The organism is Corallococcus llansteffanensis, assembly GCF_003612055.1.
GTDB lineage: Bacteria > Myxococcota > Myxococcia > Myxococcales > Myxococcaceae > Corallococcus > Corallococcus llansteffanensis.
Window position 1 is genome coordinate 1 of the sequence record NZ_RAWB01000213.1, and the last position, 15,236, is coordinate 15,236.

Consider the following 15,236-nt stretch of genomic DNA (forward strand, 5'->3'; position numbering starts at 1 on the left):
GCCCCGCCTCCCGCCGCGAAGGCAGCCGCGCCCCGGGACACCTTCGACACTTCCGTGAAGGCCCCCGCGGATGGCTCGCGGACCCCGAGCGTCGCCGACGTGGCGAAGCAGGTGGAGGCCGCCACGAAGCGCGGCGTCGCCGAGGGCGCGGAGCAGCTGCGCCGCAGCCTCGCGGGCTTCGGCAAGGAGCCGGGAAAGCAGGCCGCCCTCATCGAGGCGTCCCTGCCCTCCATCCAGGAGTTCGGCCGGGTGACGTCGCTGGAAGATGGCCGGCCCGACGCCGACGTCGTCAAGGGCACCCTGGCCAGCCTCACCCAGGCCTCCGAGGGGCTCACCGACTACAGCCGCGAGCGGCTCGCGACCACCTTCGCTTCGAAGATCCCGGACATCAACCTGCACACGAAGAAGGAGAACGGGCTGTCGCGCGCCGTCAAGGACGGCATCAAGGACGGGCACGGCGCCACCTTTGGAGTGGCCCTGTCGGACGCGCTGAAGAAGGCAGGCAAGCCCAAGGCTTCGGAGAACGTGGGCCAGGCCACGACCGAGGGCATCCGCGACGCGCGCGAGGACTTCGAGAAGGCGTTGAAGAAGACCGAGGGCCTCAACGAGGAGCTGGCCCGACTGACCACGGGGTTCTCCGGGTCGCTCGACATGAAGCAGGTGGAGGCCGGCGCCGAGGCCTACCGCGCCCGGCACCCGGAGTACGCGGAGCTGGGGGAGAAGAGCCAGAAGCTGTCCGCGGCCCTGGAGGGCGTGGGCAATGCCCAGGGCCGCTCCGACCTGCACGAGGACCTGGGCGACGAATCCAACAAGGCCTACGAGCAGGTCCAGAAGCTGGGAGATACCCCCGCGGGCCAGAAGGCCATCGGCGACGCGCTGGAGAAGGAAGGCGCGGGCGGCAAGTCGTTCCTCACCAAGGCCAAGGAGGGCGTGCGCTACGCGAAGGACGCGAAGACGCTGGCGGAGAGCGCCGCCACGGTTGTGGCCAAGGCCGCGGGCGTGCGCATCCTGTCCCAGGCGAAGACGAATCCCGCCCGCGCCTCACAGGTCTTCGATGGCCTGCGCAAGACGCACGACCTGTTCGGCGTCTCCGCGCAGGACGCCGCCCTCCTCAGCCAGAACCTCAAGGACCTCGCCGCGGGCGCCCCCAACGGCATCGCCGACCTCCAGAAGACCCTCAAGGACACCACCCCGCTCGTCCCGGGCCTCGCCCCGGACCGGCCCGCGGGACAGGCCTTCCGTGGACTGGGGGTCGCGCTCTCCGGGTTCAGCGTGGTGACGGGCGCCATTGATCCGAAGGGCCGGGAGAAGGCGGCGGTCGCGCTCCAGACCGCGAGCGGCGCGCTCCAGTTGGGCGCGGATGGGACGAAGCTCGCGGGGGAGGTGCTGAGCCAGACCGCCACCACCGGCTCGCTCGCGTCGAAGGTGGGCTCCGGGCTGGGCAAGGTGGGCTCCGTGGGCGGCAAGCTCGCGGGCCCCCTCTCCGTGGTCGCGGACTTCGTCCAGGCCGGCGTGAGCTTCGCCAACGGCGACACGGGCAAGGGCATCACCAGCACCCTCTCCGCCGTGGGCGGCGCCGCGCTGACCGCCGCCACCGCCATCCAGGCCGTCCCCGTCGCGGGCCAGATCGTCGGCGCCCTGCTGGTGGCGGGCGGCGTCGTGGGCGGCTTCATCGTCGACGCCGTGAAGGGCAAGCAGGCCGAACACGCCGACGAGCGCGACGCCCAGGCGTTCCTCAAGGCCGCGGGCGTCCCGGAGGACGCGGCGAAGAAGCTGGATGACCTGACGTCAGACCGCGCCAACGTGGGGCCCTTCATCCAACAGGTGGCGAAGACGCTCGACGTCACTCCTGCCGCGCTGCTCCAGCACCTGTCGCAGCAGGACGGCGAACACCTGGATGCATTCATCCACGTGGCCCACCGCGTGGACTTCGACAAGGAATCGGGCACCTTCAAGCAGACCGCGAGCAGCGACAGCCTCTGGGTGGGCGACGACGGCAGGCTCAACAAGCGGGGCCGCGCCAACTCCATCCAGGTGCTGGAGCCCAGCCGCGCCATCACGCCCAGGTACCCCGATAGCCTGAAGGCCGCCGCCGCGTGGATCCGCGAGAATGGCCTGGCGCCTCCGCCCACTGTCTGAGCACTCCGCTGGGAACGGACGGCACGCGCTCCCAGCGGATGCGCATGCCCTTTCAAGGAATCATCCACGTCCCCTGAAACACAAACGTGTCACCCTCTTGTGAAACACTCGACTCCGGAACGATGGGTGTGAGAACGACCGCCTGTCTTCAACCCGAAGGAGTCCAAGTGCTTCGACATGCATCGCGATGGGTCACGACGTTGGTGGTGGGTTTCACCTGGGTGCAGGCGGGCTGTGGTCCCACGGAGCAGGCGCCCCAGGAGACACCGCGCACCGAGCAGGCCGCGCAGCCGCTGCTGACGGGTGAGCGCGCCCTCTTCGCCGCCTCCGCGGTGCCGGCCGTGGCGGCCGCGAACGACAGCGCCGCGGTGGAACTGGGCATGCGCTTCCGCAGCGACGCGCCCGGGCAGCTCAAGGGCGTGCGCTTCTACAAGGGCGCGGGCAACACGGGCACGCACACGGGCAGCCTGTGGTCCGCGACGGGGTCGCTGCTGGCCACCGCCACCTTCCAGGGCGAGACGGCCTCGGGCTGGCAGGAGGTGCGCTTCGCCACGCCGGTGAACATCACGGCGGACACGAACTACGTCGTCTCGTACCACGCGCCCGCGGGGCACTACGCGGTGACGAGCAATGGCTTCGCCTCCGCGCTGGACACGCCGCCCCTGCACGCGGCGGCGAACGCGACGGGCGCGGGCAACGGCCTCTACCACTACAGCACGAGCGGCTTTCCCACCGACAGCTTCCAGGCCAGCAACTACTGGGTGGACGTGGCCTTCCAGCCCAACGACACCACGCCCCCGCGCGCGCCCACCAACGTGGTGGCGACGCCCAACTCGTCCACCGCCATCGACCTGACCTGGTACGCCTCCGTGGACGGCTCGGGCGAGACGCAGGGCAACGCTCGCGCGCACCTGGTGTACCGGGGCAGCCAGCTCATCGCGGAGCTGTCCGGCACCACCGGGCGCTACCGCGACACCGGCCTGACGCCCTCCACCGCGTATTCCTACACCGTGCGCGGCCGTGACGCCGCCGGCAACGTGAGCGTGGCCTCCGCGACCGCCACCGCCACCACGCTGGCGAACACCGCCTGCAACCCGTGCAGCCTGTGGAACACAGTGACGGGCAACCCCCAGTTCGAGAACGCCGACACCACCCCCGCCGAGGTGGGCGTGAAGTTCCGCACGGATGTGGCGGGCACGGTGACGAAGGTGCGCTACTACAAGGGCAGCACCGACAACGGGCCGCACGTGGGCCACCTGTGGAGCGCCACCGGCACGCTGCTGGCCACCACCACGCAGGCGCCCGCGGAGAGCGGCTTCGGCTGGCGCGAGCTGACGTTCCCGACGCCGGTGAGCCTCGCGGCGAACACGACCTATGTCGTGTCGTACTTCGCGACCGGGGGCCGCTACGCCATCACGACGAACTACTTCAACACCGCGGGCGTGGACATGCCGCCCCTGCACGCGCCGTCCACCGTCGCGGCCAGCGGCAACGGGGTGCGCAACCTCAACGGCAGCGCCTTCCCCACGGAGGCGTGGCTCAACACCAACTTCTGGGTGGACGTCACGTTCGTGCCCGCGACCTCCGGCGGCACGTCCCCGGTGGACCTCTCCGTGCAGCAGTCCTTCCCTGCGGGCACGGGCGCCAACGGTGACGCGCTCTTCTACGACATCACCGTGACGAACCACGGCACGAGCGCCGCCACCAACGTCGTCCTCGACGTCCCCATCCCCGCCAGCCTGAACTACTTCTTCTACGAGGCCACGCCGGTCGGCGGCGGCTGCTACTTCGGCAGCTACCTGCAGTGCGACATGCCGAGTCTGGCGGCGGGCGCGAGTGCCACCATCCACGTGACGGCCATCCCGATGAGCTCCGGGACGTTCCAGAGCGTGGCCACCGTCTCGTCCGCGGAGACGGACACCGTGCCGGGCAACAACACCACCACCCTGCCCATCGTCGTGGGCCCGTCCACCAACGTCCTCACCTTCGACACCTTCGCGGGGGAGAACGAGGTCCTCAACGGCCCGAACGGCCCCATGCACTTCCTGACCGACAAGTGGTTCATCGCCACGCCGTGGGGCGGGTTCGACACGAAGAGCATCTCCTTCAACGGCGGCGGCATCACCGATGCGGGCCTCTCCGTGTTCGGCCAGCGGCACGTCATCGGTCTGGACGCGTTCACCTGGGATACCGGCGCGACGCTCACCCTGAGCTGCCTGGACCTGCCGACCCGCACCTTCCCCCTGACGGCGGGACAGGTGACCCACGTGGTGACGAACTGGCTGCAGCCCTGCACGGTGTTCCGCATCGCGACGTCGAACGGGTGGGACACGAACATCGACAACATCCAGCTGTCGCCCCGACCGTAAGCGCGTGACAGCGGGGACGGCGGGGATGCTGGACGGATGCCCGCCGTTCCCCTGGGGTCACGCCAGGGTTCGTGGCGAAGCGGCAGGCGGAGCGGGACGCGGCCAGCGAGGAGCTGCACGGCTCGCCTCCGCGGGCCAGGCCTCCCGCCAGGGTCAGCGGCTCAGGAAGGAAGCTCGCGGGTGCACGCCGCCGCACGGGCCCGGAGCAGCTCCTGCTCCCGGGCGTTGCGGGTGAGCGAGGCCGCGCGCTCGAACTCCGCCCGGGCCTCCTGGAGGCGCCCCAGCTTCTGGAGCAGGTCGCCGCGCACGCTCGGCAGCAGGTGGTAGCTCTTGAGCGACGGTTCGGCCTTGAGCTGCTCGACGAGCTCCAGTCCCACCGCGGGACCGAACGCCATCGAGAGCGCGACCGCGCGGTTCAGCTCCACCACGGGCGACGGCACGAGCTGCGCGAGCACCGCGTAGAGCGCCGCGATGCGCGGCCAGTCCGTGGCCTCCGGCGTCCGCGCCCTCGCGTGACAGGCGGCGATGGCGGCCTGCACCGCGTACGGGCCCTTCGCGCCTCCCAGCTTCTCCGCGCGCTCCAGCGCCGCGAGGCCCCGGCGGATGAGGAGCTGATCCCACAGCGCGCGGTTCTGGTCCAACAGGAGGACAGGTTCGCCGGAGGGCCCCACGCGTGCCCGCGCCCGCGACGCCTGGATCTCCATCAGCGCCACCAGCCCGTGCACCTCCGGCTCGTTCGGCACCAGCTCCGCCAGGATGCGGCCCAGGCGGAGCGCGTCCTCGCAGAGCCCGGGGCGCATCCAGTCGTCCCCCGCCGTCGCGGAGTAGCCCTCGTTGAAGATGAGGTAGACGACCTCCAGCACCGAGGCCAACCGCGCGGCCAGCTCCTCGCCCCGGGGGACCTCGAAGGGGACGCCCTTCTCCGCCAGCGTCCGCTTGGCCCGGACGATGCGCTGGGCCACCGTCGGCTCCGGGACGAGGAACGCGCGGGCGATCTCCTCCGTCGTCAGGCCGCCCAGCAACCGAAGCGTGAGCGCCACCCGCGCCTCCGGGGACAGCACCGGGTGGCAGGAGGTGAAGACGAGCCGCAGGAGGTCGTCGCCGACGTCGTCGTCGAGCGCCGCGTCCAGGTCCGGCGTCTGCGCCTCCTCCAGCCCGTGCCCCAGCTCCTCGTGCTTGCGCGCCAGCAACTTGTGCCGCCGCATCTCGTCGATGGCGCGCCGCTTCGCCGTGGCCATGAGCCAGGCGCCCGGGTTGTCCGGCACGCCCGACACCGGCCACTTCTCCAGCGCGGTAACCAGCGCGTCCTGCGCGAGCTCCTCCGCCTGCCCCACGTCACGCACCATGCGCGCGAGCCCGGCGATGAGCCGGGCGGATTCGATCCGCCAGACCGCGTGGACCGCGCGCTGTGCTTGGGTGTCGTCCGTCACGGCGGCGGACTCAATCACCTCTGTCCACCGGTGCAAACCCGGACGACGGAGTGTCACCCGGGCCCTCACGCTTCAGGACATGGCCAGACGAGGGAAGCACCTCCGGGGAACAATCCCACCGCCCGCCCATCCCTGCAGTCGGCGGGCAGCCAGGCCCGGCCCCTGAACACCGGGTTCCCGGCCCGAAGCGTGCCGCTCAGGCGCGGCCCGTGTTCCGGCCCTGCGCAGGGGCCCTGGAGGCGCGGCGGAAGTCCGCGGGCGTCACGCCCCGCCAGCGGCGGAAGGCCCGGTGGAACGCGCTCGGTTCAGAGAAGCCCAGGAGGAAGGACAGCTCCGCCAGGGCGATGTCCGTCCCGGCAAGGTGCTCACACGCCACGTCGCAGCGCACCTCGCGCAGCAGCGTGACGAAGGACGTGCGCGCCTCCGACAACCGCCGCTGGAGGCCGCGCGCACTGAGGCCCAGCGCCCGGGCCACCGCGTCCAGGGTGGGCTCGTCGCCGTGGAGCATGCGGCGCAGCACCGCGCGCACCTGATCGACGACGTCGTCGGTGCCCCGCTCCTTCAGCAGCGCCTCCGCGCGCGGGCCCAAGAGTCCCGCCAGCTCCGGGCTGCTGCTCACCAGCGGACGCGCCAGGTCCAGCGCGGAGAGCACCAGCACGTCCTGCGGCTGCCGGTAGCTCACCGCGACGCCCAGGAACGCCTCGCTGCGCCCCCGGTGCGCCACGGGAGGCCCGCGCCGCTCCACGCGCAGGGGCACCACCTGGGTGCCCGTCATCCGCCGGCTGAAGGCCACCAGGAAGGTGAACTCCAGCTCCGCACGGAAGGACGCGGACGCGTGATCCGGACGCCCCAGGTGCAGGCGGATGCGGGCGCCCTCGCGGGTGCGCGTGACCTCCAGCGTGTCCGAGGAGAAGAGCCGCTTGTAGCGCTCCAGGCGGGCCAGCGCGGTGCCCAGGTCCGGCGCCGCCATGGCCGCGAGCCCCACCACGCCGAACAGCTCCGGGCGCAGCCGCGCGGTGGCGGTGAGCACGAACGACGGATCCTTCACGGCCAGCAGCGCCTGGTCCAGCAACGCATCCGACTGGGCCAGCGTCATGTGCTCCGCCGCGGACGCCACGCCCACCCGCCGCGCGATCGCGTCCAGGTCCACGCCCGCCTCCCGCAAGGAGACGCAGAAGGAGCGGGGCAGCTGCACCCGCGTTCGGGAGGTCGGTGGCATCGCGGGTCAACTCCCTGGCGCGTGGGGTCAGTCCCCGGCGCCGTGCCCGGTGCTAACCCTGGGCCTCGCACGCGCCGTCCACGGCGCCACGTCTGGAGCAACCTATCATGGCACCCATCGCACTCGTCACGGGCACGTCCACCGGCATCGGCCTGAGCACGGCCGTCCTCCTGGCGCACCAGGGCTTCGAGGTCGTGGCCACGCTGCGCGACAGCACCCGCGCGGAGGCCCTCAAGGCCCGCGCCGCCGCCGAGGGCGTGCGCCTCCACGTCCGCACGCTGGACGTGTCCAGCGACGCCTCCGTCCAGGGCTGCGTGAAGGACGTACTCCAGGCCCACGGCCGCATCGACCTGCTGGTGAACAACGCGGGCGCGGGCTACCTGGGCACGATGGAGCAGACCTCCGAGGAGGCTCTGCGGCGCACGATGGAGGTCAACTTCTTCGGCGTGTGGCGCGTGACGCAGGCGGTGTTCGCCGCCATGCGGGAGCAGCGCTCGGGGCGCATCATCTCCCTGAGCAGCATCGGCGGGCTCGTGGGCCAGCCCTTCAACGACGCCTACTGCGCGGCGAAGTTCGCGGTGGAGGGCTTCATGGAAGCGCTCGCACCGGTGGCGGCGCGGCTGGGCATCCACGTCTCGCTGGTGGAGCCCGGCCCGGTGAACACCGAGTTCGTCAACAACGTGCTCGCCACGGGCAACGGCACGCAGGGGAACGGGCCGGAGGTGTACCGCGCCCTGCTCGGCAATTACATGCAGCAGTCCGCGAAGCTGTACGCGAACGGAGGCCAGTCGCCGGACGACATCGCGAAGCTCATCGTCGAGGCCGCCACCGCCCAGGCGCCCCACCTGCGCTACATCACCTCCGACGCCATGCGCGCCTTCTTCGCGCTCAAGGCGCAGGACGCGACGGGCGACGCGCTGCTCCAGCAGATGGGCAAGCGCCTCACCTGAAACACCCGACGCACAGCGGCCCCGGAAACCCATCCATCGGGCTTCCGGGGCCGCCTTGTTCACGTCACACCCGCGCTTCAGCAACGGACGCGGGGACCGCGTCGGGCACCGGCTCGTACGCTCCCAGGCGCATGCTGGCCTGGGCGCGTCCCTGCGTGCGGCCGCGCAGCGCCGTCACGTAGCCGAAGAGGCGCGCCATGGGCACGCGCGCGGACACGCTCCGCGACGTCCCCTTCGCCTCCATCCCCAGCACCCTTCCCCGCCGCGCCGACAGGTCCCCCAGCACCTCGCCGAGGAACTCCTCCGGCGTGGTGACCTCCACGTCCATCACCGGCTCCAGCCCCTGCACGCCTGCGCGCTTCGCGGCCTCCTGGAGCGCCAGCGAACCCGCGATGGCGAACGCCTGGGGGGTGGAGTCCTTCACGTGCGTGTCTCCATCCACCAGCCGCACCTCCACGTCCACCAGCGGCACGCCGTCCCGCACGCCCCGCGCCAGCGCCCCGGCCACGCCCTTTTCAATCGCCGGGATCAGCTCCCGGGGAATGGTGCCGCCCCGCGTGTCGTCCACGAAGACGAACCCCGCGCCCCGCGGCGCCGGCCCCACGTCCAGCACCACGCGTGCGTACTGTCCGGGCCCGCCCGACTGGCGGACGTGGCGGTACTCCTGGCGCACCGCGCGCCGGAGCGTGTCGCGGTACGCCACCTTCGGCTGTCCCACGCGCGCCTCCACCCCGAACTCCGTCTTCAACCGGTCCACGACCACCTCCAGGTGCAGCTCTCCCATGCCGGACAGCAGCACCTGGCCGCTCTCCGGATCCACGCCCACGCGCAGCGACGGATCCTCCGCCGCCAGCCTCTGCAGTCCCTCCTCCAGCTTCGGCAGCTCCCCGGGCGAGCGCGCCTCCACGGCGAGCTGCACCACGGGCTCCATCACGCCCAACGCCTCCAGCACCACCGGCTCCGCCGGGTCGCACAGCGTGTCGCCCGTGCGCACGCCCTTGAGGCCGAGCGCCGCGCAGATGTCGCCCGCATGCACCTGGGCCACCTCCTCGCGGCGGTTGGCGTGCATGAACATCAGGCGGCCCACCCGCTCACGCCGCCCGGTGGCGGGGTTGAGCAGGACGGTGCCCGCGCGCAACGTGCCCGAGTACACGCGCAGGAACACGATGCCGCCTACGGCCTTGTCGCTCATCAGCTTGAACGCCAGGGCGCTGGGGGGCGCCGCGTCCGACACGGGACGGGACACACGCTCGTCCGTTCCGGGGACACAGCCCTCCACGGCGGCCAGGTCCGAAGGCGCGGGCAGGTAGTTGACGACGGCATCCAGCAGCATCTGCACTCCCTTCTTCTTGAAGGCCGACCCGCACAGCACGGGCACCAGCGTTCGCGAGAGGGTGCCCGAGCGCAACGCGCGCTCCAGGTCCTCCGCGGTGATGTCTTCCAGGCGCCCTTCCACGAACTTCTCCAGCACCACGGCATCCACGTCCGCGCACGCCTCGATGAGGCGCAGCCGGAGCGGCGTCACTTCCTCGCGCAGCGCCGACGACAACGTCTCCTCGTCGCTGAACTGTCCTTCCTCTCCCTCGAAGCACACGGCCCGCATGCGCACCAGGTCCACGAAGCCGTGGAAGTCCGCGCCGTCGCCCAGGGGCCACTGCACGGCCACCGCGCGCGCGCCCAGCCGCTCCTCCATGGACTTCACGCTCATGGCGAAGTCCGCGCCCACCTTGTCCATCTTGTTGACGAACGCGATGCGCGGAACGTTGTAGCGGTCCGCCTGACGCCACACCGCCTCCGACTGGGGCTCCACGCCCTGGCTGGCGTCGAACACCGCCACCGCGCCGTCGAGCACGCGCAGCGAACGCTCCACCTCGATGGTGAAGTCCACGTGGCCCGGCGTGTCGATGATGTTGATGCGGTGGGGCACGCCCGCCACGCGCCCGTGTCGTGGAGACCAGAAGGCGGTGGTGGCCGCGGAGGTGATGGTGATGCCGCGCTTCTTCTCCTGCGGCATCCAGTCCATCTCCGTGGAGCCCGTGTGCACCTCTCCCGTGGAGTGGATGCGACCGGTGAAGAAGAGGACGCGCTCGGTGAGCGTCGTCTTGCCCGCGTCGATGTGGGCCATGATGCCGATGTTGCGGTACCGCTCGATGCGCGTGGTGCGGGACATGAAGGACTCCTGTTCCCGTCGGGCAGCGAGGCCCGCGGGTGGGTTTGAATGGCGCTGGTGGTGGAGAGGAAAGGCAGCGGCGGAAGGCCGTCAGGCGCACGCACGCGCGGCACACCGGAGGGGCACGTCAGGCCCGCTCAGGAACGCGTGAGGACACACGAAGACACCGCTGGAGCTGTCGGCGGAACCAGGACTCACGGAACACGGGAACCAGCCACCCCGCGTACCGGAATACACCGGTCCGCCTGCTCAAATATCGAGCAGAACCTCGTGACGGGGGGCGAGGCGCACGTCCGCCGTCGGCGCGAAAGCGCGCGCGTACGACAGGGTGTGGATGGAGACGGGCCTCATGACGGAATTGAAATAAGACAGACACCCCGCGATGTCAATGCAGGCACCGCGGAGTGCTGGGAGCGGACCGTGGGTTCCGGCTCTTGGTGCAAGGAATGTTGCTCCTGGAACGACTGGCTCGCGGTCGCGCGGGAAGCGCAGCCGGCGGCGGCTCGGGGCGGGCGCGGCGAACACCTTGCGGCCTGACCGCACGCAGCCTCAGCGCCGTCGCCTGCCACCGCCCCGCCGGCCTCCATGGCCGGACGGCTTACTGTATTGGCCCCGGCCACCGCCGCTCCCGCGCTTCGGGCCGCTCCGCTCCTCTCTCTGCCCCCGGGGCGGCCGCTCCCGGGTGGCCTCGGCGATCTCATCCGGCATCCAGGGACGGTCGAGCAGCTCCTGGAGCTCCGGGAGCGAGCGTGCCTGGAGCACGCCGCGCCGTCCCCGGGCGACGCTGAAGCGCAGGGGACGGTCCAGCAGCGGCAGCTCCTCCTCCACCAGCGTGCGGGCGAGCTTCTCCGGCAGGTGCAGCCGCACCACGCCCCTCAGGGCCCCGTCCGACAGCTCCTCCACGTCGTACTCCAGCGGCACCTCCTGCTCGCGAACCTCCACCGCGTCCGGGAGGGCCAGGAGCAGCTGACGAACGCTGGACGACACGAGCGCTTCCAGGTCGAGCCGCAGCGGCCGCTGCTTGAACTCGTCGAGCGTGTCCACGCCGTCGAGCTGCGCCTCGTAGAGCGCGGTGAGCTCCGGCAACCCGAGCGGTGGGGTGAGCCCGCCGGAGCGGCGCCACAGCTCACGCACCTCCGCGATGGCGGTCCGGTGGCGGTCCACCGCGGGATGGGGCGCGTCGCCTCGCGCCAGCGCCTCCGCGAGCGCGTGCCGGGCCGCCTTCGCGAGCTCCGGCCCCCAGGCGCGCAGCACGTCCACTTCCACTTCCAGGTCGAAGCCGAAGTAGTCCAGCCGGCGCTCGAGGATGACCGAGCGGTAGCGCGCGTCGTACGCGGGCGACATCGCCTGACGGCGGGCGTAGCGGCGCAGCAGGGGTTGCGGCAGCTGCGTGCCGTCGATGGCGGCCTGTGAGTTGCCATTGCGGTCGGCGAAGTAGCGCAGCGAGCCCGCCACCGCGCCCAGGTTGCCGCACACGCTCGTCTTCGACACCCGCGCGACCTCGCCCCAGGCGGTGCGCTCGTCGATGACGAGGTCGAAGGGCATGAAGCGCGCGAGCAGGTCGCAGAAGCGCTGGTAGACGCGGGTGTTCGCGAAGGGCATGCGCGCGGGCAGCGCCACCCCCACGCTGCGGTACACGCTCGCCATCGCGAGCGCCGCGTCCTCCACGGCCTTCACCAGCACGCCTCGCATCTCGGCCCAGGCCGCGAACTTCTCCGGGTCGAACAGGTGGCGCGGCAGCCCGTGCACCTCGCCCACCGCGCCCGCCTCGCCGAAGGCCTCGGCGTAGAGGTTGTAGGCGGTCAGGTGGTCGCTGCCGGGCACGAGCACCCCGTCCAGGTTGCGCTCCTCGCGCGTCATCCGGTGCAGCGACTCCACCGCGCTGCACACCGCGAGGAAGGGCAGGAGCGCGTCCTCCGCGTTGACGATGAGCTCCGCCCAGGGGCGCTCCACGGGCAGCGCCTCCACCGCGCGGCCGTATTCGGACAGCCTTCCGTGCTCATCCACGATGTTGCGCGCCTGCAGCTTCGCGAGCGCCCGGCGGTAGGCCGTGCGGTCCAGCGGCACCGGCAGGTCCAGCTCGTCCGCCCGCACGCCCAGGGCCGCCGCGGTGAGCGCCACCCGCTCCGGCTCGCCCGCGAGCTGGAACTCCGGCGCGGTGGGCTTGAGCGAGGCGAAGTGGAGCGTCCGGTCGCTCAGGATGAAGACGCGCCCGCCCTCCACGCGCCCGTGCACGCGCCCCGCCATCTGCAGCAGCTCGTTGCTGCCCAGGTGCACGCGGGTGAGCACGTTGCGGCCGCCCTCCACCAGGTTCGTGTAGCGCATGTCGTCGATGACGACGGTGTCCAGCCCCGGCACGTTGAGCGCGCTCTGGCCCGCCGCCGTCATCGCGAGCACGAAGGGCCGGGGCGCGCTGCCTTCCAGGAAGGGACGGATGGCGCGCAGCGGCTCCCCACCGTGATAGTGCGCCGAGTGGATCTCCGGCCAGTCGTCGCGCACGTGGGCCGCCGCCTCCTCCACCGCGGCGCGCGTGGCCAGGAACACGCCCACGCCGCGCCCACGCCGCTGCACGTCCTTCAGGAAGGCGTCGTCCAGGAAGGACAGCGGCTGGCGGCGCTCCACCTCCACGAGGGCCGCCTTCCTCGGGTCGAAGGAGGACACCTGGAGCACGTCCGCGCTGTCCAGGTAGCGCGCGTAGAAGGCCGGATCCACCGTGGCGGACAGCCAGATGAAGCGGCTGCCCACGCGCTTGCCCAGCGCCAGGCACAGCTCCAGCTCGGCCGACGTCTGGTGGATCTCATCCACGATGAGCGTGTCCTCGCGCCGGATGGCGCCGTCCTGGAACCAGCGCCGCGCGATGCCCGTGGTGACGATGACCACGTCGCTGAGTGGCGTCTCCGCGGTGGCCTCACGCTCGCGGTTGACCACCGCCACCCGCAGGGGCTTTCGCCCCACGAGTTCCTCCGCGATGGGGCGGATGGCGAGCGTCTTGCCCGTGCCGGTGCCCGCGACGATGCCGAACCCCTGCCCGCCCCGGGCCAGCTCCCGCAGGCGCTCACCGTGGTGCTCCTCCAGGTACGTGCGCAGCTCCAGGCCGAGCGCCAGCTCGATGGTCTCGCAGGCGGCGCGCGTGGGCGCGATGACCACCACGCGCCCGCGCGGGGGCGCCACGGGGGAGGAAGGAGTGGCGCGAGGCGGGAGGTAGCGGTCGGTGGGCGTGCGCACGACCCCAGTGATACGCACTCGCGGCGCCCAGGGGAACACCGACGTGGACGGAGCACGTCCCAGCGGGTCTGGGACTCGACTCACGTCCAGGCCCATGCCGGCCCCGCCGCCGTCCCCCGCGGCGAAATGGAGCCTCGTGCGGCCCGCGGAGAATATTTATTCCGCGCGCCGTAAAGGTAGCGGCTGGTGCCTGGGGCCCAGCCCCTGACTCCTTCGAGGGGATACATGTTTCGCAAGAACCTGCTGACGGCCGCCATGGCCATTGTCGGACTGAACGGTTGTGTCTACGGCTACGTCAACGACGCCGCGACGGGCAGCGCCATCCAGGACGTGACCGTGACGGTCACCTCTGGCGTCTGCACCGGAAATGGCTGTGGCGCGAACCCCACCTTCCAGCAGACCGAGTCGTCGGGCCTCTACGTCTTCGACGCGTATGGCAACCACAACGGCGAGGACCACGTGCAGCTGCTCACCGTGGCCTCCGGCCAGGAAGCGCTCCGGCTCCTCTACAGCCGCACCGGCTATCGCTCCGTGGGCGTGTATCACAAGCCCAAGTACGAGCAGGTGACCCAGGACGGGAACACCTATGACATCTCCAACGTCCAGACCGTGTACCTGTGTCTGACCACCGCCGTGGACTCCGACGCCGACGGCATCTGTGACGCCGCGGAGAGCCGCTACGGCACCAACCCGTACAGCTCCGACACGGACGGCGACCGCCTCAGCGACTACGCGGAGCTGTATGGCTATGGCGGCGTGGACCTGCGCTACTACGGCACGAACCCGCGGAAGAAGGACATCTTCGTGGAGATGGACTACTACCCCGGCCTCAAGCCCACCCAGGCCGCGATGGACCGCGTGACGGCCGCGTTCGCCGCCGCGCCGGTGACCAACCACGACGGCTCCACGGGCATCGCGCTGCACCTGGTGGCGGATCAGCAGATCGCCGCGGCGGACGTGGACACGGACCTGAACCCCGTGTGGACGGACTTCGACGTCATCAAGGCCAAGTACTTCAACACGCGCCGCGCGCCCTACTTCCACTACCTGCTGGTGGCGGACCACTACAACGCCGGCGGCTCCAGCGGCATCTCGCGCGGCATCCCCGCCCACGACTTCATCATGACGCTGGGCAACTGGGGCGTCCCGGGCGGCACCGAGCAGCAGCAGGCCGGCACCCTCATGCACGAGCTGGGGCACAACATCGGCCTGCGGCACGGCGGCAACGAGGACGTGAACTACAAGCCCAACTACCTGAGCCTGATGAGCTACGTGTACCAGCTGGGCGGCCTGCGCGTGGACGGCACGGACGGCGTGCTCGACTACTCGCGCCTGCGCATCGCCTCCGTCAGCGAGGCCTCCGTCAATGAGTTCTACGCCTTCGCGCCCCTGAGCCCCACCACCGAGGCGGACCTGGCCCACTACGGCGTGCGCCTCAACAGCACGTTCGTCAGCGGCACCGCGAGCGCCAACCTCGACTTCAACGCCAACGGGAGCATCCAGACCAACTACATCGCCCGGGACCTCAACGGCGACGGAGACACCCTGGACCTCTTCACCGCGTCGCAGAACGACTGGACGGCCCTCGTGTTCGACGGCGCGGGCAGCATCGGCGACGCATGGCTGGGCGCCACCCAGGGCCTGAGCCGCTCGCAGCCGTTCCTCGTCACCCCCGAGAAGACCGAGCCCTGCATGACCTGGGAGCAGGCGAAGGCCGGCAAGTAGCCCCGGGCC

The 15,236-nt window shown here is 71.3% G+C and carries 8 protein-coding genes; 4 read left to right on the forward strand and 4 right to left on the reverse strand.

Annotated elements, in window-relative coordinates; translation table 11 throughout:
- Positions 1-2,139, forward strand: a 2,139-nt coding sequence (locus tag D7V93_RS45025) for a phage tail family protein (RefSeq protein ID WP_158623801.1), incomplete at its 5' end; no start/stop codon positions are given.
- A gap of 167 nt (positions 2,140-2,306) precedes the next feature.
- Positions 2,307-4,508, forward strand: a complete 2,202-nt coding sequence (locus D7V93_RS47405; protein WP_120645017.1) for a DUF4082 domain-containing protein — start codon at positions 2,307-2,309, stop codon at positions 4,506-4,508.
- A 161-nt stretch (positions 4,509-4,669) separates the two neighbouring features.
- On the opposite strand, the gene D7V93_RS20450 is transcribed toward D7V93_RS47405, so the two are convergent.
- Entirely contained in the window at positions 4,670-5,938 is a 1,269-nt protein-coding gene (locus D7V93_RS20450) for an RNA polymerase sigma factor (protein WP_120645023.1), read from the reverse strand.
- Positions 5,939-6,134: 196 nt separating this feature from the next.
- Positions 6,135-7,157, reverse strand: a complete 1,023-nt coding sequence (locus D7V93_RS20455) for an AraC family transcriptional regulator (RefSeq protein WP_120645018.1) — start codon at positions 7,155-7,157, stop codon at positions 6,135-6,137.
- Between the two features lie 107 nt (positions 7,158-7,264).
- On the opposite strand from D7V93_RS20455, the gene D7V93_RS20460 reads away from it, so the two are divergent.
- A complete protein-coding gene (locus tag D7V93_RS20460; protein ID WP_120645019.1) occupies positions 7,265-8,107 on the forward strand; it encodes an SDR family oxidoreductase in 843 nt (280 codons plus the stop codon).
- 64 nt (positions 8,108-8,171) lie between these two features.
- Here D7V93_RS20460 and fusA read toward each other — a convergent pair whose 3' ends face one another.
- Both fusA and D7V93_RS20470 read right to left on the reverse strand, forming a co-directional pair.
- A complete protein-coding gene (gene fusA, locus D7V93_RS20465; RefSeq protein ID WP_120645020.1) occupies positions 8,172-10,277 on the reverse strand; it encodes an elongation factor G in 2,106 nt (701 codons plus the stop codon).
- A gap of 549 nt (positions 10,278-10,826) precedes the next feature.
- On the reverse strand, positions 10,827-13,520 hold the full coding sequence (locus D7V93_RS20470) for a DEAD/DEAH box helicase (protein ID WP_244237402.1): 2,694 nt from the start codon (positions 13,518-13,520) through the stop codon (positions 10,827-10,829).
- A gap of 207 nt (positions 13,521-13,727) precedes the next feature.
- Here D7V93_RS20470 and D7V93_RS20475 point away from each other — a divergent pair, with 207 nt between their 5' ends.
- The gene (locus D7V93_RS20475) at positions 13,728-15,227 is read left to right on the forward strand and encodes a zinc metalloprotease (protein ID WP_120645022.1); all 1,500 of its coding nucleotides are present in this window, start codon (positions 13,728-13,730) and stop codon (positions 15,225-15,227) included.
- Positions 15,228-15,236 lie beyond the last annotated feature (9 nt).